Origin of the sequence: Acinetobacter sp. Gutcm_16, assembly GCF_028649355.1 — a bacterium.
Taxonomy (GTDB): domain Bacteria; phylum Pseudomonadota; class Gammaproteobacteria; order Pseudomonadales; family Moraxellaceae; genus Acinetobacter; species Acinetobacter johnsonii.
The window spans coordinates 23,555-45,211 of record NZ_JAQSUV010000023.1; the positions used below are offsets into that span (position 1 = coordinate 23,555).

The following is a 21,657-nucleotide window of genomic DNA, read 5'->3' on the forward strand; positions in this document are numbered from 1 at the left end:
TCCTTTGCCATGGCCTATACCCTACCAAGATATTGATAGCGTCAGCCTTCAACAAACGCCTTACAACGCGCTGTTTAAATCGAACCCTTGCCTCATCTTCTTGCTCAATCTTTTTAAAGTAATCTTTCATTCACAATCCAGCTTTCTACAATTTAAAAATATTTGCGCAAAATAAGATCAGGATGAGAATTTTACTCTCCGCCTCTGCCTTCAAGCTCATATGACACAATAAAAGACTTTTTAAATATTAATTCGATTTTCAATTCCTAATTTCCTTGTGATGTATGCGACAGATCAAATCATCCATGATTCATATCCGTTAAAATCCATCATTTAAAAGCCCTATCACTTTTATTATCTTAAGACGAATTATCAATAAAATAACGATGAACGTTAAATATAAGCGTTTTAGTCGGATTTAAAGTAAATATATACAAGTATTTTAGTCAGGTATTTAAATATAAACATAAGTAATTTGGTCAACTTTAAAATACAAAAATATTAGTTTATTTTTCATCACATCATTATTTTAAGTTCATGTATTTAAAAGACTTAATAATATATTTTTTATTTAAGTTTAAAGACTATTTATCTTTTGTATGTTTTTGTTTAATAATATATAGCAAGTTAAAAAATAGGCTTTGTGAAATGAGCTTAGTCCCCAAAAATCTCAATCAAAAAGTCACCAGAGAGATTGTGGCCATTTTAATCATTAAGGTGATTATTTTAATGGTTATTAAGAACATCTGGTTTGACGCCCCGACTATTCCTAAAAATTTTGACAATCAAGTTGCTGAGCGTATTGCAGGCAATCCATCCCCAATCAAGGAGACACGTTGATGATATCTGAAAGCGTGGTCGATCTTTCGCGGTTCCAGTTCGCTATGACCGCGATGTATCACTTTATTTTTGTTCCACTTACACTGGGGCTTGCCTTTATTCTTGCCATTATGGAAACCACCTATGTGATTTCAGGTAAAGAAATTTATAAAGACATGACCAAGTTTTGGGGGAAACTCTTCGGTATTAACTTCGCTTTAGGGGTCACTACTGGCTTAACCATGGAGTTCCAGTTCGGGACTAACTGGGCATATTACTCACACTATGTGGGGGATATTTTCGGTGCTCCATTAGCCATTGAAGGATTAATGGCATTCTTCTTAGAATCGACATTCATCGGTCTGTTCTTCTTTGGATGGGATCGCTTATCCAAAGTGCAGCACTTATGTGTGACATGGCTGGTTGCACTCGGTTCTAATATGTCTGCCTTATGGATTTTGGTTGCAAATGGTTGGATGCAAAACCCTGTCGGTTCTGTCTTTAACTATGAAACCATGCGCATGGAACTGGTAGATTTTGGTGCTCTCATTTTTAACCCAGTTGCACAGGTAAAATTTGTACATACCGTGTCTGCGGGTTATGTGACAGGTGCTATTTTCGTCCTTGCTATTTCAAGCTACTACTTACTGAAAAAACGCGATATTCCGTTTGCGCGTCGTTCATTTGCCATTGCCGCAATTTTTGGTTTAGCTTCAACACTTTCAGTGATTTTACTGGGCGATGAGTCAGGTTATGAACTGGGTGATGTTCAAAAAACTAAACTCGCGGCCATTGAAGCAGAATGGGATACTCACCCTGCACCTGCACCCTTTACTTTGTTTGGTATTCCAAATAAAGAAACCATGACTACAGATTATGCAGTGAAAATTCCATATGTGATGGGTCTTATTGCAACACGTTCTTTAGACAAAGAAGTGACTGGTATTAAAGATTTGATCGTACAGCACGAAGATCGTATTCGTAACGGTATGGTGGCTTACTCACAACTGGAAAAACTACGCGCAGGTGATACTTCTCCAGAGCTAAAAGCTGCCTTTGCTGAAACTCAAAAAGACTTGGGTTATGGCTTACTGCTGAAGAAATACACACCAAATGTAGTTGATGCATCTGAAGATCAAATCAAATCTGCTGCAAAAGACACGATTCCGCACGTACCAAGCTTATTCTGGGCATTCCGTGCCATGGTTGTATCTGGTTTCCTTATGCTGTTGTTATTTGCTCTAGCAACCTTTGCTGTGGCAAAACGCAATGCAGAAAACAAACCATGGTTACTGAAGTTCGCACTTTTCGCTCTGCCTCTGCCATGGATTGCTGCACAAACAGGTTGGTATGTTGCTGAAGTAGGTCGTCAGCCGTGGACGATTGGTGAAGTTCTACCTACACACTTGTCAGCATCGAGCTTAAGCACAGGTGATGTATGGGGTTCTATCGCTGCTTTAGCTGCGTTCTATACCGTTCTTTTGATTATTGAAATGTATTTAATGATCAAATTCTCACGTCTTGGTCCAAGTTCGCTTCACACTGGTAAATACCATTTTGAAAAACTTGAAGCAGCTCGTAATGAGGAGACTCAAGCATGATCGAATATGAATTACTCAAAATCATTTGGTGGGTTTTAGTCGGCGTCTTGCTGATTGGCTTTGCCCTCACCGATGGCTTCGATATGGGCTCTATGGCGATCATGCCATTTGTGGGCAAAACAGATGAAGAACGCCGTGCGGCCATCAATACCATCGCTCCGCACTGGGATGGTAACCAAGTTTGGTTCATTACTGCTGGCGGTGCATTGTTTGCCGCATGGCCAATGGTTTATGCAACAGCATTCTCAGGCATGTATTGGGCGCTACTGTTGGTACTGTTTGCCCTATTCTTACGACCTGTAGGTTTTGACTACCGCTCTAAACTGCAAAATACCAAATGGCGTACGTCATGGGACTGGGGTTTAGCCGTGGGTGGTGCTGTGCCTGCACTGGTCTTCGGTGTGGCGTTTGGGAACATGTTCTTAGGCGTGCCATTTAGCTTAGATGATACCGTCCGTTCAACTTATACAGGGAGCTTCTTTGCCCTACTCAACCCATTTGCTTTAGTCTGCGGTCTCGTTAGCTTATCAATGCTATGTGCACACGGCGGTGCATGGCTCATGCTTCGTACCAATGGTGACTTACGCAGACGCTCAGCTCAAGCAACGAAACTTATGGGCATTGTTTACCTCATCTGTTTCTTAGGTGCTGGTGCTTGGTTGTACTTTGGTGGAATCGAAGGTTATACCTTAGTCACTCCATTTGACACCAACGGTGTTGCTAACCCATTGGCAAAAGAAGTGTTGACCAATGCCAACCATGGCTGGATGAACAACTACTCGACTTACCCAATTACCATGATTGCGCCTATCGCTGGTATCTTAGGTGGTTTAATTGTGGTGCTTGCAGCAGGCAAAAACAAAGCGGGCTTTAGCTTCTTAGGTTCGAGTTTAGCGGTCGTGGGTGCAATTTTAACTGCTGGTTTTGCGCTGTTCCCATTCTTAATGCCATCAAGCATTCAACCTGTTGCAAGCTTGACCATGTGGGATGCAGTTTCAAGTAAAACGACGTTAACTGTAATGACAGTTGCAGCATGTATCTTTGTCCCACTCATTTTGTGCTATACCACTTGGTGTTACTACAAAATGTGGGGTGTTATTACCAACACACACATTAAAGAGAATTCACACAGCCTTTACTAAGGCTGTGTCTAAGGAGATCAAATTATGTGGTATTTTGCATGGATTCTCGGCATTTTGATGGCTTGCTTTGCAGGTGTACTCAGTGCTTTGTATATCGAACATCATCAAGACCTTGATGAGGAATAAACCATGACAGACGTTGCTATGGAAAACCAAACTGTAGATAAAAAGCCGAACAAATTTGCGATGCTAATTTCCTGCCTATTGGCCTTTCCACTTGCAGCGGTGTTGTTAGTGCATCCTGCTGCTATGTTGGATGACAATGGTCACTATAGCCATAGTGCACTGATGTATATCATGATTGGTATCTCAGGTGGCTTTATCCACGGCGTCGGGTTCGTGCCACGCCACTGGATTTGGAAATGGCTATTTAGCCCGTTTCTATCGTGGCCACTGATGATCTGGGGTTATTACACCTGGTTCTTCAGTTAAATAAAAAAGCCCTCATTGACTGAGGGCTTTTTTATAGTTCGTTTTTCTTGGATTCTACATTTCAGCCATGACACCAATAATGCCATTAATAATCATATCTACCGCAATCGTTCCAATCAGTAAGGCCGACAGTCGCCCGACAATATCAACATAACGGTCAATATATTTGGCATGCTTATAACGCAAATGGTCATGCGCAAATTTCATTAAAATCATCAAACCACAGGTCAACGCCAAAGTCAGGAAAATAATCATGGCTGCGCCGCTGATTGGCAGTGCCATACCTGTCACCACAGCAGCACTGATGGTTCCTGGGCCAATCATAAAAGGCATGGCAATGGTTCCTGCCAAATGCTCAGGCGCACCACGCATTTCACCAATGGTATCTGCCCCCTGAAACACGTAACGATAACCAATCACCAAGAAGATCAGACCACCAAATATTTGAAAGGCTTCAAAGCGTACATTTAAATATTTACTAAAAATCGCTTCTCCGCCCCATGCAAACAGCATAAATACTATAAAGGCAATGAGACAGCCCTGAATCAAGGCCTTATTAAACACTTTAGCTTCGGAGTTCCGAATCATGCCAATCATGTAAATACTCATTAAAAACGGATTCAGCAATGAGAAAAACAAAGCAAAAGCATGTAAATATGAGGTCAACATGGTTCCTCCTAATTATCCTTGAGGGTCTGGAAATAAGGGACGATTCCCTGGACTGATTCGATTGATATGTAAGAAGGTCATGTGACGTTCATAACGATCCAGCACATCATTAATCACTTGCTCTTTGGTATAACCAACAAGGTCGTTGCCTTGAGAACCTTCATACAAATAAGTTTCAAGACGGTAGTAGAAGCGTTTACCTAGTTTGCCACGCTCACTAAAGGTCGGCGCGATATAACGTACTGGCCAAATTTGATAGACAAAGTTTTGTTCTTCTTCCAAATGTATCATCAAATCTAAATGATACAGATTAGGATCTTCTTCTAGCGCACTCTCTTGAACACTGATGTCGATACCTCGTTTTTGCATTTCCTCTGCAACCGCCATCACAGCCGGTCGGCAGATGTCATCGAGCATACGCCGAGTATCAGTTGTTCCTGGATGGTGCATGACTCGGGACAAACGCTTTTTCCAGTTGAGGATGTCGACATTGCCCACCACGGGTGCAGCATTTAAACTGCTACTGGCTTGTCGGTAGTCTTCTAACCGCAGTGATTTATACAAACCTGCCATGACCAAGAACATCACAAAACTAAACGGCAACCCCATAATAATCGTGGCATTTTGTAGTGCCGTAATCCCGTTAGCCATCAACATTGCAAGGGTCAACAAACCAATGGCTATGGCCCAGAATACACTCAACCATCGCGGTGCATCATGATCGACATTGGTAAATTGAGTGGTGAAATTACCCAATACCAGTGCACCAGAGTCCGCTGAGGTCACATAAAACAATAAGCCCGTAATTGTGGCTACACCTGCAATAAACGGAAACCATGGATACTGTGCTAGCAAGTCATAAAAACCATGCGCAGGATTTGCAATGACACTTTGTGCAAGGGCCAAATTACCATCAAAAATCACACTATGTAGTGCACTATTTCCAAATATTGATAACCACGTGAGTGTGAAAAATAAAGGAATAATGAGCGTTCCGCTAACAAATTCACGAATGGTTCGACCACGTGAAATCCGTGCTAAAAACAAACCTACAAATGGTGACCAAGCCACCCACCATGCCCAAAAGAACAATGTCCAACTGTTCATCCATTCTTTGGGTTGTTGAAAGGCAAAACTTTCCAAAGTCATACTTGGAAAACGGTTAATGTAGTCCCCAATATTTTGCACAAAAGCATTCAGTAAAAATTCGGTATTGCCTAAAAACAAAATAAACAGCATCAACCCGACAGAAACATAAATATTGATCTCGGAGAGAACTCGCAGTCCCTTATTCACCCCTGAAGTCACTGAAATAATGGTCATTGCCACCGCAACCACAATTAATGCGGTTTGCATCCAGAGGTTTTCAGGTAAATCGAACAACACATGTAAGCCATAGTTCAGCTGTACTACCCCGATCCCGCAGGTCGTGGCAATACCAAAAATAGTCCCGATGACCGCAGCGGTATCAACACTATGACCGATCGGCCCATGAATCTTATTGCCAAAGATCGGATATAAAGCAGAGCGAATGGTCAGTGGTAAGTTATAGCGATAACTAAAATACCCTAATGCCATGCCAATCAAGGCATACATACACCATCCAGTTAGACCATAGTGAAATAGCGTCCACACCATGCCTTGACGTGCAGCTTCTAAGGTCTGCCCCTCACCCACAGGTGGATGCATATAGTGGGATAAAGGTTCCGCCACCGAGAAGAACATTAAATCGATGCCGATCCCAGCTGAGAACAACATTGCAGACCAACTTAAAAGACTAAATTCAGGTTTGGAATGTTTGGGGCCTAATTTGATGTTGCCGTAGCGAGAACAGGCAATAAAAATGACAAAGACCATATACAAAGTCGCTGCGAGTAAGTAATACCAACTAAAAGTTGAACTCACCCACGCCAAGACTGTATTTAAGGTTCGATTGGCAAAGTCATTAAACAAAATGGTGGTAATAGAAAAAATTAAAATAATGAGAGCTGAAATATAAAAGACCACACCATTTAAACGGTCTTTAGGCGCTAATGTTTGATCATCAACTGCTCTTGGATTATCTGTCGCCATACAATCCTCAAGAAAGTAAATAAAAAAAGACAAAAGCCAATTTTTAAACTTCTCGTGGTCGAGAGCTTAAAAATCGACTAACGAAAACGACAGTATTTTTATCAGAAATAAAAACGCTATCTTCTTTAAACCTGAAGGTTTAAATCATTTATGCGGTGCATTTGCTACACAGTTTTAAAATGTGAGCCACCCTTGTTCATCGATATTTTGATAGAAATCTTACACATATCTCCCTTCAACATGACTATAAGAGCTTTCTCAACTCGAAAAAAGTATAAAACCGTAAGCCTATAGCTCATCAGCTCACTTTTCTGAATGATGTTCTGCAATTAAACCCTTATGGCACATCCTTTTGATAAATAAAAAGTTATTTCGAATACTCAAAGCAATTTAGCAGTATTTTGCTTCGAATTTAACCATAAGTGTACTTTTTATTGATTGAACGTTCAATCAATAAAAAGTATCATAAAAAAATGCTATGATGCTTTCCATGTAAGTTATTGAATCTAACGTCTTTAAATTTAAGGAAAATTGTTCTGGATTGTCATGAATAAACGTAGAGTAAAACCTGAGCATGAGCGTCGTGAAGAAATCATTAATGCTGCCTATGCAGTCATTTATGAGGTGGGCTTATCCAACACCACCATTGCTCAAATTGCGAAAAAAGCACAGCTTTCTACGGGCATTGTGAGTCATTATTTCGGTGATAAACAAGGCCTCATTCACAGTTGCATGCGTCAAATGCTGAATGTCTTAGCCGAGACCACGGCGAGCTATAAAGCAAAGGTGGTGCAGCCCAGTCCAGAACATTCGCTCAAAGCCATTATTGATGCAAACTTTGACATCAGTCAGGTCAACAACACTGCTATGCGGGTTTGGCTCGATTTTTGGTCTGCCAGTATGCACCTACCCGACTTAGGTCAACTGCAACGAATTAATGACCAACGTCTTTATTCAAATTTGAAGTTTTATTTCTTGCAGCTCATGCCGAAGTCACAGGCAAGCCAAGCCGCTAAAGGGCTAGCAGCACTGATTGATGGATTATGGTTACGTGGAAGTTTAAGTGGTCATCAAGCATTTGATCGTGATTTGGCACGTTCTATTGCATACGACTATGTCGATATGCAACTTCGCTTAATTCAACAGATACGGCAGGAACAACAAAATGAATGATGTACAGCTTCACTCGCTTTATATTCACGGACAATATTTCAATGCCACCAGTGGTCAAACCTTTGACAGTATCAACCCTGCTACAGGTGAAGTCATTGCTACCATTCAACAAGCATCCAAAGCTGATGTCGATACAGCCGTGCAAAGTGCTGTACAAGGGCAGCGTGAATGGGCTGCCAAGACGGCAATCGAACGTGCCCGTATTTTACGTCGAGCAGTCGATATTTTACGTGCACGTAATGATGAGTTAGCACGCCTAGAAACACTCGATACAGGTAAAGCATTTAGTGAAACTTCTACTGTGGACATTGTCACTGGTGCAGACGTTTTAGAATACTACGCAGGACTTGCAACTGCCATTCAAGGTGAACAAGTGCCACTACGTGAAAGTAGTTTTTTCTACACGCGCCGTGAACCTTTAGGCGTAGTGGCAGGGATTGGCGCTTGGAATTATCCAATCCAAATTGCACTTTGGAAATCAGCTCCTGCCCTCGCTGCTGGGAATGCCATGATTTTTAAACCCAGCGAAGTGACCCCTCTTACCGCCTTAAAGTTAGCAGAGATCTATAATGAAGCAGGCGTACCTGCTGGTGTTTTCAACGTGGTACAAGGTTTTGGTGCTGACGTGGGTCAATGGTTGACTGAACACCCCGACATTCAAAAAATTTCGTTCACAGGTGGTGTGGCAACGGGTAAAAAGGTCATGGCGAGTGCTGCGGCTTCTAGTCTCAAAGAAGTCACCATGGAACTTGGCGGTAAATCCCCTCTGATTATTTGTGCTGATGCCGACCTTGACCACGCAGCCGATATTGCAGTGATGGCAAACTTCTTTAGTTCAGGCCAAGTGTGTACCAATGGGACACGCGTTTTTGTCCCTAAAAATTTGAAATCTGCATTTGAACAGGCTGTGATTGAACGTGTCAAACGTATCCGTATAGGTGACCCTATGCAGGCTGAAACCAACTTTGGACCTTTAGTCAGCTTTCCGCATATGGAAAAAGTCTTGTCTTATATTGAGTCGGGCAAACAACAAGGTGCGACCTTATTGACTGGTGGACAACGTGCCACTGAAGCAGCGCTTGCTCAGGGCGCATATGTATTACCGACCGTGTTCACCGACTGTCATGACGACATGCACATTGTGCAAGATGAAATCTTTGGTCCGGTCATGAGCATTTTAAGCTATGACAGTATTGAAGAAGCTATTCAACGTGCCAACAACACCAGTTATGGTTTAGCTGCGGGTGTGGTAACACAAGATATTTCCCAAGCGCATCGCATTATTCATCAGCTTGAGGCAGGGATTTGCTGGATCAATACATGGGGCGAATCCCCTGCTGAAATGCCTGTAGGGGGTTATAAACAGTCAGGAGTCGGACGTGAAAATGGCATCACCACACTTGAACACTATACCCGTATCAAATCGGTTCAAGTTGAACTGGGTGAATACCAAAGTATTTTTTAAAGTCTGAATTTTAACTATCTAAATCCTTACTTCCTTTTTATTTATTCTTTTTTTCATCCTCAACTCAACATGTGGCCACGTTCTCATGCAACGTGGCCCTGCCATAGAAAAAGGATCATTATGCATTCTCAACACTACGATTATATTATTATTGGTGCAGGTTCTGCGGGTAACGTACTGGCTGCTCGTTTAACAGAAGACCCCGATGTTTCGGTACTGTTACTCGAAGCAGGTGGTCCTGATTATCGTCTCGACTTCCGTACCCAGATGCCTGCTGCCTTAGCCTATCCCTTGCAAGGTCGTCGTTATAACTGGGCGTATTTAACCGACCCAGAACCTCATATGAATAACCGCCGCATGGAATGTGGTCGCGGCAAAGGCTTAGGCGGCTCATCCCTAATTAATGGCATGTGCTATATCCGTGGAAATGCCATGGATTTAGAACAATGGGCCAGCTTGAAAGGCCTTAAAGACTGGAGCTATGCGGACTGTCTGCCTTATTACAAAAAAGCTGAAACCCGTGATATTGGTGGCAATGACTATCATGGCGATGCTGGCCCTGTTTGTGTCGCCACACCTAAAGCAGACAATAACGTGTTATTCCACGCCATGGTTGAAGCGGGTGTGCAAGCAGGCTATCCACGCACTGATGACTTAAATGGTTATCAACAAGAAGGTTTCGGCCCAATGAATCGAACCGTAACCCCTAATGGGCGACGCTCAAGCACAGCACGTGGCTATTTAGATATGGCCAAAGGCCGAGCGAATCTAACCATTATCACCCACGCCATGACCAATCAAATTTTGTTTAGTGGCAAACAAGCGATTGGTGTTGAATATATTCAAGGTGCTAATCAAAACAACTTGCTTCAGGTCTATGCCGATAAGGAAGTTTTACTTTGTGCAGGGGCGATAGCATCACCGCAAATTTTGCAACGTTCAGGTGTGGGTTCAAGCACCTTACTTCAATCCCTCGACATTCCAGTCGTGCATGACTTACCGGGTGTCGGTGAAAACCTGCAAGACCATTTAGAAATGTACTTACAATATAAGTGTAAGCAACCTGTTTCTCTCTACCCTGCTTTAAAATGGCAAAATCAACCTGCAATTGGTGCAGAGTGGTTGTTTAACGGAACAGGGATTGGAGCAAGCAACCAGTTTGAAGCAGGTGGCTTTATTCGATCATCCAAAGAGTTTGCTTGGCCAAATATTCAATACCACTTCTTGCCTGTTGCAATTAACTATAATGGCAGTAATGCCGTCAAAGAGCATGGATTCCAAGCCCATGTCGGTTCGATGCGCTCACCTTCACGCGGTCGAGTACAGGTGACATCTAAAAACCCTTTCGACCATCCAAGTATTTTATTTAACTACATGTCGACAGAACAAGACTGGCAGGAATTTCGTGACGCGATTCGAATCACCCGCCAAATCATGCAGCAACCTGCGCTTGATCCTTACCGTGGCGAAGAAATCAGTCCCGGAAAAGATGTGAGTAGCGATGCTGAATTAGACGAATTTGTACGTAATCACGCCGAAACGGCTTATCATCCATCCTGTAGTTGTAAAATGGGTGAAGATGATATGGCGGTAGTTGATGGGCAAGGTCGCGTGCATGGCCTGCAAAGTTTACGTGTGGTGGATGCATCAATTATGCCGCTGATTATCACGGGTAACTTAAATGCAACCACCATTATGATGGCTGAAAAAATCGCGGATCAAATCCGTGGCCGCACAGCCCTACCTCGCTCTCATGCACCTTTTTATCAAGCTGAAACTGAATAAGTTTTAATAGCTCAGCACCTGACTTTAATTATCTTTAAAATAATAAGGTCAGGTGATTATTCATTTTTTCTTAAACAACCATGCTGCGTTTTGTATACATAATGCTATTTCTATTAGTATCCAATTTATTCATTTTAGCTTTTAAAATATTGAATGCCTGTATATATATTCAACATCAATATCTTAATTATCAAATCTTAACAAGAATAAACACCAATAAAAACAATGATTAATCTTACACATCACTCATATTTATAGTTCAACCCAACCCATTTACAATAAAAATTACTAAGTCAATACATATTTAGTCTAAAATATTCATAAATCAGGACTGTGTGATAGGCTCAAAACTTATATTTTTGTGCGCTTTTCAGCTTTTAAGTATTACTTCAACTATACCAAGCTGGTCATTTATAAGCAGCTCTATCATTCTTCTTATTTTTTTATTCTTTTCGCTATAAAGCGATCCAAAACCTGCTCCCCAAGGTCATAATCGCATGAACAAATTCTTAAAATACCTTTTGGTATTAATCGTACTGCTTATTATTGCAGTCGTAATTTTCTTATTTAGACCCGTCACGTCTAAAAAAATCCAAACCACCAGCAATGAGCCTGTTGTTGACGCAGTCTTAGTCGGCGGTGGGATCATGAGTGCAACTTTAGGCACATATCTAAGCGAGCTTGAGCCAAACTGGCAAATTCGCATGTATGAACGCCTAGACAATGTTGCACAAGAAAGCTCAAACGGCTTCAACAATGCTGGCACAGGCCACTCTGGCTTTATGGAAATGAACTATACCTCTGAAAAAGATGGAAAAATGGACATTTCTAAAGCTGTGAACGTTGCGGAACAATTTGAAGTTGCAAAACAGTTCTGGTCTTATCAGGTGAAAGAAGGCGTTTTGGGTCAACCAAATAGCTTTATCAACCCTGTACCGCACATTGCCTTCGTTTGGGGCGATAACGTGAATTTCCTCGAAAAACGTTATGCTGCAATGGTTAAAAACCCAATGTTCTATGGCATGAAATTCTCTGAGAATCCTGCTGAAATTAAACAATGGGCACCATTGGTAATGAATGGCCGCGATGCTGCACAGAAAGTAGCTGCAACACGCATGGATGTAGGTTCGGATGTGAACTATGGTTCGATCACCACTCAATTGGTCGATCACCTTAAAAAACAATCTAACTTCAAACTACAAACATCGACTGAAGTGACTGGCATTAGCCAAAACGATGATAAAACTTGGACGGTTGCATTTAAAAACCTCACCACAGGTAAAACAGATCACGTGAAAACGCGCTTTGTCTTTATTGGTGCAGGCGGTGCAGCGGTTAAGCTTTTACAAATGACAGGCTTACCAGAAGCGAAGCAATATGCTGGCTTCCCTGTAGGTGGCGTGTTCTTAATGACCGACAACCCGAAAGTCACTGAAGGTCATACTGCAAAAGTTTATGGTCGTGCTGAATTAGGCGCGCCTCCAATGTCTGTTCCACATATTGATACACGTTATATCGACGGTAAAAAATATGTATTATTTGGTCCATTTGCGACTTATTCAAACAAGTTCTTAAAACAAGGTTCTCAGCTTGATTTATTGAAATCAACCACGAAGAACAACGTTTTACCAATGACTGCTGTTGGTATGGAAAATCTTGATTTGGTGAAATACTTAGTTAGCCAAGTCATGATGACCGATGCCGACCGTTTTAATGAATTGAAAAAATACTACCCTGATGCAAAACCAGAAGACTGGCGTATGAATCAAGGTGGTCAACGTGTACAAATCATTAAGAAAGAACCAGGCAAACCTGCAAGCTTACAATTTGGTACCGAGATTTTTGCATCACAAGATGGTGCTGTGACTGCCCTATTAGGTGCTTCACCAGGCGCTTCGACTTCTCCTTATATTATGTTGAGCTTGCTTGAAAAAGCATTCCCACAACAAGTAGAAGGTAAATGGAATCCGAAATTACATGAAATTGTAAAATCGTACCAACAAGAACTCAGCACCAATCCTGTTCTTCTTGACCAAATTCGCCAATACACCAGCACAACCCTAGGTTTGAAATATACACCTATGGCTAAAGCTGCAAATGACGAAACTGTTGCGGTAGCAAAAGCACAGTAATCTGTTTTAAACCCTAAAAAGGATGGACTTTGCACCATCCTTTTTTTAATTCATATTTGAAACTATTCTGTTTATGTCGCTTTTCCATTCCGACGCTTTTTTGGCTTTTCGTTCACGTGATTTTTCACTTCTGAGTGTAAATCAATTGTGCTTAATTCTAGCCATCATGATTCAAGAAGTCGTCATTGCCTATAGTGTCTATCAACTCACTCAAAATCCACTCAGCCTTGGCATGATTGCCTTAATTGAGTTACTTCCCTTTATTTTCCTCTCCCTTATTAGTGGCGACTGGGCTGACCGCTATAACCGACAAAAAATTGTGCAGTGGAGTTTTAGCTGTAGCACCCTAATTCCCTTATTATTTATTGTTCTTTTTTCTCAATACCAACAACAGCACATTCAACAAAATACACTTTTATGCGGCATTTATAGCCTCATCTTTTGCTTAGGTATACTTAGAGGTATTTACAGTCCATCTTTTAATTCATTACGCCCTTTTCTAACCCCAGAGTCAGCCTATAGCAATGCAGCCACATGGACTGCCCTCATTTGGCAAATGGGCGGGATTTTAGCGCCCTTATGCGCAGGACTTTTACTCGGCCAACTTGGGCTTAAAAAAACCCTCTTGATTGTTTTTTTCTTGTGTTGCGTGGGTAGCATCTGCTTATTCGGATTAAGCGCTCGCGACTTCCCTAGCACGCATAAACAACATTTAAGCAAAAGCTTAAAAGAGGCCTATTTATTTATCTTTAAACATCCACTGATGTTTTGGAGTATGTTACTTGACCTCAGTGCCATGCTTTTTTGTAGTGTCATTATCTTACTGCCTATTTTTGCACACGACATCCTACATCTCGGCGTTGAAGGCCTAGGTATACTCAGAGCAGCACCAGCCATTGGCGCCTGTATCATGATGTTGATGTTGACCTGTTATTCTCCGATGCAAAATGCATGGAGAAACATGCTCTATAGTAGTTTTGCAATTGCTTTGTGCACTTTAGCCTTTGCACTATCCCCCCATATTTGGCTCTCAGTCTTCTTCCTTGTTTTGATTGGCGCCTTTGATAGCATCAGCATGATCATTCGACAAACTTTATTACAGCAACTCCCCCCAAAAGCACTATTAGGACGTGTAGCAGCTTTAAATGGCATCTTAGTGACTTCAGGTAATCAACTCGGTGCCCTACACATGAGCCTGATGACGCGCTATTTTTCTGTGGTGCCAGCAGTACTTATTGGCGGGACGCTGTGTTTAATAATCTGTGGTCTAAGCTCTACTCGTACGCGACATTTACTCAACCCATCTCCAACACAACAAAAACATGTCACCGTCACAAGAATCAAATAGCATGTTAAGCTTCAAATCTCCTTTTAATATGATGTGAGTTTTCAATAGAGCAAATTATGAAACAGATTCTCCCCTTTTCACACACTCTCTATGTCAAACTCTATTCTTTCGTACTATCCATGTTGTTGGCTTATTGCCTATTCAATGCAATCTATAGTGTGATTATTGGTGGAAAAAGTGCATACCTTTTCAGTAGTCTGATTTTAATATTTCAAACAATTACTGTTTTTAAAGCATCTGTAAATAAAAAGATCTATAACTACATGGGATTGATTGGACTCATTCTAATTCTGATTTATCTCAATCATTGGATGTTTCTTTCTCAGTATGAAAGTATTGCCATTCTTCCCTCAGTCATACTCACCGCACTTAGCTTAGGCTATTTTTCACAGCAGCACTTGCATTTAAATCTATTGAAGGCGGCTTTAATTTTTGGGCTTTTAGTATTAGCCTATACGCAATACCATGACTTGAATACTCTACAAAACTATTATAATAGCCTGCATACAGGTGAAACATGGCAGCAATATGGTGCTTTATAAAGATCAAAAAAACCGTTAGAGTTTTCTTCTTATTTTAAGCACAAAAAAGCCAGCAATATCGCTGGCTTAATTCTTTTAGACTTTAGCGATGAGTATGAATTGACATCACGATACCCATGCTGGCCAACATGGTAATCACCGCGGTTCCACCATAACTCATCAGTGGCAATGGATCACCTGTTACAGGTAAAATCCCACTGACCATCCCCGAGTTTAACAACACAAAGAAGAAGAATGTTAAGCCCACAGCACCCGCGTATAAACGCCCAAAATTATGAAAGCTGTTCATACCAATAATCAAACAACGAATGATAATGGCCGCAAACAAACTAAACAGCAAGAACACCCCAATAAAGCCAAACTCTTCCGCATACGTAGACATAATGAAGTCGGTATGGTGCTCAGGCAAATACCCCAAATGTGACTGTGTGCCCTCTGTAAAACCCTTCCCCATTAAACCACCTGAACCAATGGCAATCTTGGATTGGATAATATTCCAACCCGCACCCAATGCATCTGACTCTGGATCAAATAAAGTGAGTACTCGCTTTTTTTGGTACTCTTGCAAAAAGAACATCCAAAGTAAGGGAGCGACAACAGCCAATGCGCCACAGGCCAAAGCAATGAGCCGCCAAGAGATACCGCTGAGGAAAATGACGCACACACCAGGAATCAAGAGACCTAAGTTTAAGTCGGGCTGCAAAGCCGCCAATAAAAACGGCAACATCATGATACCCAACGAAATCACAATATGCATAAACTTAGGCGGGAATGCGCGGCCTGCAAAGTACCACGCCATCATCAAAGGCATGGCAAACTTCATAAACTCAGAAGGCTGCATACTCCCAATACCCGGTAGACTAATCCAACGTCTGGCTCCCATGCGGGTTTCGCCCACCACCAAGACCAATACCATTAAAATCACAGCGAAAATGAAAAAATAAGGACTAATGGCCTGATAGACTTTGGGTGGAATTTGCGCACAGATAATCATCACAATGAAGCCAACAGCAAAACTCGTGGCTTGGCGAAATACCATGCCCATATCTTGTGCTGACGCACTATAAATAACCAACAATCCCAACACGGCATTTAAAATCAGAAAGCATAAAAGCCATGGATCTAAATGTAATTTAGCCCAGCGAGATGAGTCATGTTTAATGCTTCTACCGTCACGTAAAGACTGACGTAAAAAACGATACTGCTGTGATGGTATCATTTGCGTAAATTGAATGAGCTAAAGACAGGGCAAATTATAAGTTCAAAGTGTTTTAGATAACATCATTCAAACCCATATTTCTGTAGTTTTAGCTCAATAAATCTAAATAATTTTTATTGTGCCGCCAAAATCAGGCGCGCAAGCTCAAGGTCATCTGGATAGGTAATTTTAATATTATCGGAGCGCCCTTGTACGACTTGAACCTTTTCACCAACAAACTCTAAAGCACTAGCTTCATCTGTAATTAAGGCTTGTGCCTCTAGTGCATGTTCAATTGCTTTTTTCAGTACCCCCAGTTTAGCAATCTGCGGGGTTTGTGCCTGCCAAAGCTGTGAACGGTCAATGGTTTCTTGAATATCTTGCGCTAAAACCACACGCTTTAAAGTATCTCTAACAGGAATAGCTAAAATCGCCCCTGTATTGGACTGAATAGCAGTATCAACCAGTCTCACTAAACAATCCTGCGTGACACATGGACGTGCTGCATCATGCACAAAGACCCAGTCGTCAGCATCAGCGATTGTGGCAAGATAGTTGAGCGCATTAAGCACTGAGTCTACACGCTCAGCACCACCTTCACAAAAATGTGCTTTTTCTATGTTGGTAAAAGGCAAGCTTTGAGCAACATCATCATCTAAACCAATCGCCAAAACATAGCCCTGCAATGGCAATTGATTAAGACGTGAAACCGTATGTTCAAGTACGGTCTTTTGTCCAATCATTTGATATTGTTTTAGTTCAGTTTTAGAAAAGCGACTACCCGAGCCAGCAGCAGGAATAATAGCCCACAATTTATGGGGTAGCTGGAGGGGTTTCAGGCTCATCGTCTTCATTGGTTCGCAAATCAATTTGGGCGTTAGGATCAATATAAACAGGCTTATATTGAGTACTGATGGTACTCATTTGAATAAACGTTTCTCGAGGTTTGATTAAACCCAAGTCCAAGCGCGCATGCTCTTCAATGGCTTCAATACCATTTTTCAAATCATACACTTCTGCCGCCAAGACACGATTACGTTCTTTTAAGTCGTTATTAATTTCAGTTTGTTGTTGGATTTTTTGTGTGAGTTGTAAATGGTCTTGATAACCACCCTCACCAAACCAGTATAAATACTGAAACCCTGCGATCAAAATGATCGCAAGGCCTAGTAGTACTTTACTCATCAACGAGTCGAATACATTGAACATTGACATCAGTCGCTTAGTTTAAACCTTTAAACTCAGCTTTACCGCGGTAAGCAGCATTTGTCAATTCTTCAATACGAAGCAATTGGTTGTATTTCGCTACACGGTCAGAACGGCACAGTGAACCTGTCTTGATTTGACCAGCCGCAGTACCCACCGCAAGATCAGCAATCGTAGAATCTTCAGTTTCGCCAGAACGGTGTGAAATTACAGTAGAGTAACCATTTTCTTTCGCAAGATAGATTGCATCTAGAGTTTCAGTCAACGTACCAATTTGGTTGTATTTAATTAAGATAGAGTTACCTACTTTCTCATTAATACCACGTTGAAGGATTTTCGGGTTTGTAACGAACAAGTCATCACCCACCAACTGGATTTTGTCACCAAGGATTGATGTCAAGTAAGACCAACCTTCCCAATCTGACTCATCTAGACCATCTTCAATAGAGATAATTGGATATTGGTTTACAAGTCCAGCTAAATAGTCAGAGAACTGGTTGCTTGTGAATGCTTTATTGCCTTCACCAGCAAGGATGTACTGACCATTTTTGTAAAATTCTGAAGACGCACAGTCAAGCGCAAGCATAATGTCAGAACCTGCTTTGTAACCAGTTTGACCAATCGCTTCAAGAATAACTGTGATTGCTTCTTCGTTTGAACGTAAGTTCGGCGCAAAACCACCTTCATCACCTACAGCAGTGTTTAAACCTTTTTTGTTTAAAACTGATTTTAGAGAATGGAAGATTTCAGCACCCGCACGTAATGCTTCAGAGAATGAGGTGAAGCCTACAGGCTCAATCATAAACTCTTGAATGTCTACGTTGTTGTCTGCATGCGAACCACCATTGATGATGTTCATCATTGGTACAGGCATAGTCAAAATGGTTTGACCACGTAAGTCTGCGATGTATTGGAAAAGAGGAATTTTCTTTTCATCAGCAGCAGCACGTGCAGCAGCGAGCGAAACAGCTAAAGTTGCATTCGCACCCAATTTTTCTTTGTTTTCAGTACCATCAAGTTCGATCATCGTATTATCGATGTCTTTTTGTTCAAATACTGATTTACCCACTAAAGCATCACGGATAATCGTGTTTACGTTGTTAACCGCAGTTTTAACACCTTTACCCAAATAGCGTGCTTTGTCACCATCACGAAGTTCTAAAGCTTCACGAGAACCAGTTGAAGCACCAGATGGTGCACATGCACGGCCAACTACGCCAGATGCTAAGATTACGTCTGCTTCGATGGTTGGGTTACCACGAGAGTCCAAAATTTCACGTGCACGAATGTCAACGATTTGGCTCATGAACAATTCCTCAGTTGATTAATAACGAGATGCTTTAGATGGCATCAATGAGTTTATAATTTAGTGTGTATCTAGCTTTTTGAAACCTTTAACCAAGGTGTCCAATTCTTTTAGCTGTGCCAAGAAAGGCTCAAGTTGAGACATACGCAATGCGCATGGTCCATCACACTTAGCTTTTTCTGGGTCTGGATGCGCTTCTAAGAATAGACCTGCTAAACCTGTTGCCATTCCCGCGCGAGCAAGTGTCGTGATTTGCGCACGACGACCGCCCGCAGAATCCGCACGACCACCCGGAGTTTGAAGCGCATGGGTCACATCAAAGAACACAGGGACATTCATTTCTTTCATGATGTCAAAGCCCAACATGTCTACAACCAAATTGTTGTAACCAAATGCCGAACCACGTTCACAAATAATGAGCTTGTCATTCCCAGCCTCTAAACACTTATGCAAAATATGGCGCATTTCATGTGGTGCAAGGAATTGTGCTTTTTTGATGTTAATGATGGCATCAGTTTTTGCCATCGCTTCAACCAAATCAGTCTGACGACTTAGGAAAGCAGGAAGTTGAATAATATCCGCAACTTCCGCTACAGGGGCAGCTTGGTAAGGTTCATGTACATCAGTAATGATGGGTACATTAAAATGTTTTTTAATGTCAGCTAACCACTCAATCCCTTTTTCTAGGCCTGGTCCTCGAAACGAGTTCAAGCTTGAACGGTTGGCCTTATCAAAACTGGCTTTAAATACGTAAGGAATCTCCAAACGCTTGCAGATATCGACATAGGTCTCTGCAATTTCAAAAGCCAAATCTTTAGACTCAAGTACGTTCATGCCGCCGAATAGTACAAATGGCAAGTGGTTTGCCATTTGTATATCGCCTAAACGTACAATTTCTTGTGGTTTTAATTGTGACATTTAAACTTCCTAGTTTATTGCTTAACCCAAATTACTTCGCTTTTTTGTACTGTGCTTTCGCAGCATCAATAAAACTAGCAAATAATGGGTGTCCATCACGTGGTGAACTTGTAAATTCCGGGTGGAATTGTACAGCAATAAACCAAGGATGTTGAGGAATTTCAACTGTTTCTACTAAGTGCTGTACAGGTGAATAGCCCGAAATTTTCATGCCAGCTTCTTCAAGCGCTGGAATAAAACGGTTATTCATCTCATAACGGTGACGGTGACGTTCAATAATATCTGCTGAACCATACACTTCACGTGTTTTAGTCCCTTCAACCAATTCTGATTTTTGAGCACCAAGACGCATCGTACCGCCAAGATCAGAGTCAACATTACGCTGTTGAACTTCACCACGCTCATCTAACCATTCAGTGATTAGACCAATCAATGGAGACTTAGTCGAACGGTTGAATTCAGTCGAACTCGCGTCACTAATACCCACGACATTACGTGCATATTCGATCACAGCCAACTGCATACCTAAACAGATACCCAAGAATGGAACACCGTTTTCACGTGCGAATTTAATCGCTTGCATTTTCCCTTCAGTACCACGTTCACCAAAACCACCCGGTACCAAGATTGCATCCATATCTTTCAATACTTCATTGACATCTTGGCTTTCAAGTTCTTCAGCATTGACATAGTCAATTTGAACTTTAACGCGATTTTGAATGCCCGCATGTAAAAGCGCTTCATTCACAGACTTATACGCATCTGGAAGTTCAACATACTTACCAACCATTGCAACACGAACCGTGTATTCAGGGTTTAGTAGCGCTTCTACAACATTGTCCCAATCTGTTAAATCAGCTTCAGGCAAGTCATTGAAACCAAAACGTTCACAGATTAAGTCGTCAACATTTTGCTCATAGAATGTACGCGGAATTTGGTAAATGCTGCGCGCATCTTTACACACCACAACTGCACGTGCTTCAACGTTTGTGAACAAGGCAATTTTACGGGTCGTGTCTGCATCAACATCATATTCAGTACGACAAATTAAAATGTCAGGCTGAATACCAATCGATAACAATTCTTTTACCGAGTGCTGAGTTGGTTTAGTTTTCAACTCTGCCGCAGATTTGATATATGGAAGCAAAGTTAAGTGCATAAGCATAGTGCGCTTATGACCTAGTTCAACCATAAGTTGACGTACAGATTCCATGAATGGGAGAGATTCAATGTCACCTACTGTGCCGCCAATTTCAACAATCGCAACGTCATAACCTTCGCCTGCGCGAAGTACACGTTCTTTGATGTTGTCTGTAATATGTGGAATAACTTGAACAGTTCCACCAAGGTAGTCACCACGGCGTTCTTTATTTAAAACGTCTTGGTATACGCGACCAGAAGTAAAGTTATTTAACTTGGTCATTTTCGCATGACGCAAGAAACGTTCGTAATAACCCAAGTCTAAATCGGTTTCTGCACCATCCTCTGTGACAAAAACTTCACCATGTTGGAACGGGCTCATAGTCCCTGGATCGACATTAATGTATGGATCCATTTTTACCATGGTTACTTTTAATCCACGGGCTTCTAAAAGCGCAGCAACTGAAGCAGCTGAAATACCTTTACCTAGTGATGAAACTACACCACCAGTCACGAAAATAAAATGGGTCATTGGGTTTCTCGTACAATCGAGCCTAATTCGGCCTGCAATGTTGCGCAATTTTACTTTACCTTGTACCAATAAAGCAAAGTCAATCCGCATCAATTCATAGAACAATAAACAATTGGATATTCTATCAGCATTTGGCAGATAAAATTAAGCTAAGTTCATAGGATTTTCATCTTGCA

The 21,657-nt window shown here is 41.6% G+C and carries 19 protein-coding genes; 11 read left to right on the plus strand and 8 right to left on the minus strand.

Features of this window, described 5'->3' with window-relative positions; genetic code table 11:
* Window positions 1–648: 648 nt before the first annotated feature.
* Genes cydP through PTT44_RS04840 form a run of 5 tightly spaced genes read left to right on the plus strand, consistent with a single transcriptional unit; the run spans window position 649 to window position 3,994 of the window.
* On the plus strand, window positions 649–840 hold the full coding sequence (cydP, locus tag PTT44_RS04820) for a cytochrome oxidase putative small subunit CydP (RefSeq protein WP_004696660.1): 192 nt from the start codon (window positions 649–651) through the stop codon (window positions 838–840).
* On the plus strand, window positions 840–2,420 hold the full coding sequence (locus PTT44_RS04825) for a cytochrome ubiquinol oxidase subunit I (RefSeq protein WP_004696658.1): 1,581 nt from the start codon (window positions 840–842) through the stop codon (window positions 2,418–2,420). The genes cydP and PTT44_RS04825 overlap by 1 nt, the downstream gene beginning before the upstream one ends.
* Entirely contained in the window at window positions 2,417–3,562 is a 1,146-nt protein-coding gene (cydB, locus tag PTT44_RS04830) for a cytochrome d ubiquinol oxidase subunit II (protein ID WP_168158811.1), read from the plus strand. The genes PTT44_RS04825 and cydB overlap by 4 nt, the downstream gene beginning before the upstream one ends.
* Before the next feature lie 24 nt (window positions 3,563–3,586).
* On the plus strand, window positions 3,587–3,688 hold the full coding sequence (cydX, locus tag PTT44_RS04835; protein ID WP_002120988.1) for a cytochrome bd-I oxidase subunit CydX: 102 nt from the start codon (window positions 3,587–3,589) through the stop codon (window positions 3,686–3,688).
* Window positions 3,689–3,691: 3 nt separating this feature from the next.
* Entirely contained in the window at window positions 3,692–3,994 is a 303-nt protein-coding gene (locus tag PTT44_RS04840; protein ID WP_004696655.1) for a cyd operon YbgE family protein, read from the plus strand.
* A 54-nt stretch (window positions 3,995–4,048) separates the two neighbouring features.
* On the opposite strand, the gene PTT44_RS04845 is transcribed toward PTT44_RS04840, so the two are convergent.
* Both PTT44_RS04845 and PTT44_RS04850 read right to left on the minus strand, forming a co-directional pair.
* Window positions 4,049–4,663, minus strand: a complete 615-nt coding sequence (locus tag PTT44_RS04845; protein WP_004981851.1) for a MarC family protein — start codon at window positions 4,661–4,663, stop codon at window positions 4,049–4,051.
* 12 nt (window positions 4,664–4,675) lie between these two features.
* A complete protein-coding gene (locus PTT44_RS04850; RefSeq protein ID WP_067767122.1) occupies window positions 4,676–6,736 on the minus strand; it encodes a choline transporter in 2,061 nt (686 codons plus the stop codon).
* Window positions 6,737–7,282: 546 nt separating this feature from the next.
* Between PTT44_RS04850 and betI the strand changes: the two genes are divergently transcribed.
* The 6 genes from betI (at window position 7,283) to PTT44_RS04880 (ending at window position 15,181) form a co-directional block, all read left to right on the plus strand.
* Window positions 7,283–7,909 (plus strand): transcriptional regulator BetI, encoded by a 627-nt coding sequence (betI, locus tag PTT44_RS04855; protein WP_168158812.1) that lies wholly within the window; start codon window positions 7,283–7,285, stop codon window positions 7,907–7,909.
* Window positions 7,902–9,374 (plus strand): betaine-aldehyde dehydrogenase, encoded by a 1,473-nt coding sequence (gene betB, locus PTT44_RS04860; protein ID WP_168158813.1) that lies wholly within the window; start codon window positions 7,902–7,904, stop codon window positions 9,372–9,374. Before betI ends, betB begins: the two co-directional genes overlap by 8 nt.
* 120 nt (window positions 9,375–9,494) lie before the next feature.
* A complete protein-coding gene (gene betA, locus PTT44_RS04865) occupies window positions 9,495–11,159 on the plus strand; it encodes a choline dehydrogenase (protein WP_168158814.1) in 1,665 nt (554 codons plus the stop codon).
* Between the two features lie 497 nt (window positions 11,160–11,656).
* Window positions 11,657–13,291, plus strand: coding sequence for a malate dehydrogenase (quinone) (mqo, locus tag PTT44_RS04870; protein WP_168158815.1), 1,635 nt, complete (start codon window positions 11,657–11,659; stop codon window positions 13,289–13,291).
* A 73-nt stretch (window positions 13,292–13,364) separates the two neighbouring features.
* Window positions 13,365–14,639, plus strand: a complete 1,275-nt coding sequence (locus PTT44_RS04875; protein WP_168158816.1) for an MFS transporter — start codon at window positions 13,365–13,367, stop codon at window positions 14,637–14,639.
* A 56-nt stretch (window positions 14,640–14,695) separates the two neighbouring features.
* Complete coding sequence (locus PTT44_RS04880; protein ID WP_168158817.1) at window positions 14,696–15,181, plus strand: hypothetical protein; 486 nt, start codon at window positions 14,696–14,698, stop codon at window positions 15,179–15,181.
* An 82-nt stretch (window positions 15,182–15,263) separates the two neighbouring features.
* Here the strand turns inward: PTT44_RS04880 and rodA are convergent, their stop codons facing one another.
* The 6 genes from rodA to PTT44_RS04910 form a co-directional block, all read right to left on the minus strand.
* Window positions 15,264–16,400: a rod shape-determining protein RodA gene (gene rodA / locus PTT44_RS04885; protein WP_004696637.1), complete on the minus strand. Its 1,137-nt coding sequence runs from the start codon at window positions 16,398–16,400 to the stop codon at window positions 15,264–15,266.
* 113 nt (window positions 16,401–16,513) lie between these two features.
* Window positions 16,514–17,233: a 2-C-methyl-D-erythritol 4-phosphate cytidylyltransferase gene (gene ispD, locus PTT44_RS04890; RefSeq protein WP_168158818.1), complete on the minus strand. Its 720-nt coding sequence runs from the start codon at window positions 17,231–17,233 to the stop codon at window positions 16,514–16,516.
* The gene (locus PTT44_RS04895) at window positions 17,193–17,594 is read right to left on the minus strand and encodes a septum formation initiator family protein (protein WP_010326966.1); all 402 of its coding nucleotides are present in this window, start codon (window positions 17,592–17,594) and stop codon (window positions 17,193–17,195) included. The genes ispD and PTT44_RS04895 overlap by 41 nt, the downstream gene beginning before the upstream one ends.
* 7 nt (window positions 17,595–17,601) lie before the next feature.
* Window positions 17,602–18,891 carry a phosphopyruvate hydratase gene (gene eno, locus PTT44_RS04900; RefSeq protein ID WP_004696631.1) on the minus strand — a complete coding sequence of 430 codons (1,290 nt, stop codon included), beginning with the start codon at window positions 18,889–18,891 and terminating at the stop codon, window positions 17,602–17,604.
* Window positions 18,892–18,951: 60 nt separating this feature from the next.
* Window positions 18,952–19,809: a 3-deoxy-8-phosphooctulonate synthase gene (kdsA, locus tag PTT44_RS04905; RefSeq protein ID WP_005401052.1), complete on the minus strand. Its 858-nt coding sequence runs from the start codon at window positions 19,807–19,809 to the stop codon at window positions 18,952–18,954.
* Between the two features lie 31 nt (window positions 19,810–19,840).
* Window positions 19,841–21,481, minus strand: coding sequence for a CTP synthase (locus tag PTT44_RS04910; RefSeq protein WP_168158819.1), 1,641 nt, complete (start codon window positions 21,479–21,481; stop codon window positions 19,841–19,843).
* Window positions 21,482–21,657 lie beyond the last annotated feature (176 nt).

Coding starts and splice junctions, on each gene's coding strand:
- cydP (WP_004696660.1), top strand. CDS start 649: ATGAGCTTAGTCCCCAAAAATCTCAATCAAAAAGTCACCAGAGAGATT.
- PTT44_RS04825 (WP_004696658.1), top strand. CDS start 840: ATGATATCTGAAAGCGTGGTCGATCTTTCGCGGTTCCAGTTCGCTATG.
- cydB (WP_168158811.1), top strand. CDS start 2,417: ATGATCGAATATGAATTACTCAAAATCATTTGGTGGGTTTTAGTCGGC.
- cydX (WP_002120988.1), top strand. CDS start 3,587: ATGTGGTATTTTGCATGGATTCTCGGCATTTTGATGGCTTGCTTTGCA.
- PTT44_RS04840 (WP_004696655.1), top strand. CDS start 3,692: ATGACAGACGTTGCTATGGAAAACCAAACTGTAGATAAAAAGCCGAAC.
- PTT44_RS04845 (WP_004981851.1), bottom strand. CDS start 4,663: ATGTTGACCTCATATTTACATGCTTTTGCTTTGTTTTTCTCATTGCTG.
- PTT44_RS04850 (WP_067767122.1), bottom strand. CDS start 6,736: ATGGCGACAGATAATCCAAGAGCAGTTGATGATCAAACATTAGCGCCT.
- betI (WP_168158812.1), top strand. CDS start 7,283: ATGAATAAACGTAGAGTAAAACCTGAGCATGAGCGTCGTGAAGAAATC.
- betB (WP_168158813.1), top strand. CDS start 7,902: ATGAATGATGTACAGCTTCACTCGCTTTATATTCACGGACAATATTTC.
- betA (WP_168158814.1), top strand. CDS start 9,495: ATGCATTCTCAACACTACGATTATATTATTATTGGTGCAGGTTCTGCG.
- mqo (WP_168158815.1), top strand. CDS start 11,657: ATGAACAAATTCTTAAAATACCTTTTGGTATTAATCGTACTGCTTATT.
- PTT44_RS04875 (WP_168158816.1), top strand. CDS start 13,365: ATGTCGCTTTTCCATTCCGACGCTTTTTTGGCTTTTCGTTCACGTGAT.
- PTT44_RS04880 (WP_168158817.1), top strand. CDS start 14,696: ATGAAACAGATTCTCCCCTTTTCACACACTCTCTATGTCAAACTCTAT.
- rodA (WP_004696637.1), bottom strand. CDS start 16,400: ATGATACCATCACAGCAGTATCGTTTTTTACGTCAGTCTTTACGTGAC.
- ispD (WP_168158818.1), bottom strand. CDS start 17,233: ATGAAGACGATGAGCCTGAAACCCCTCCAGCTACCCCATAAATTGTGG.
- PTT44_RS04895 (WP_010326966.1), bottom strand. CDS start 17,594: ATGTCAATGTTCAATGTATTCGACTCGTTGATGAGTAAAGTACTACTA.
- eno (WP_004696631.1), bottom strand. CDS start 18,891: ATGAGCCAAATCGTTGACATTCGTGCACGTGAAATTTTGGACTCTCGT.
- kdsA (WP_005401052.1), bottom strand. CDS start 19,809: ATGTCACAATTAAAACCACAAGAAATTGTACGTTTAGGCGATATACAA.
- PTT44_RS04910 (WP_168158819.1), bottom strand. CDS start 21,481: ATGACCCATTTTATTTTCGTGACTGGTGGTGTAGTTTCATCACTAGGT.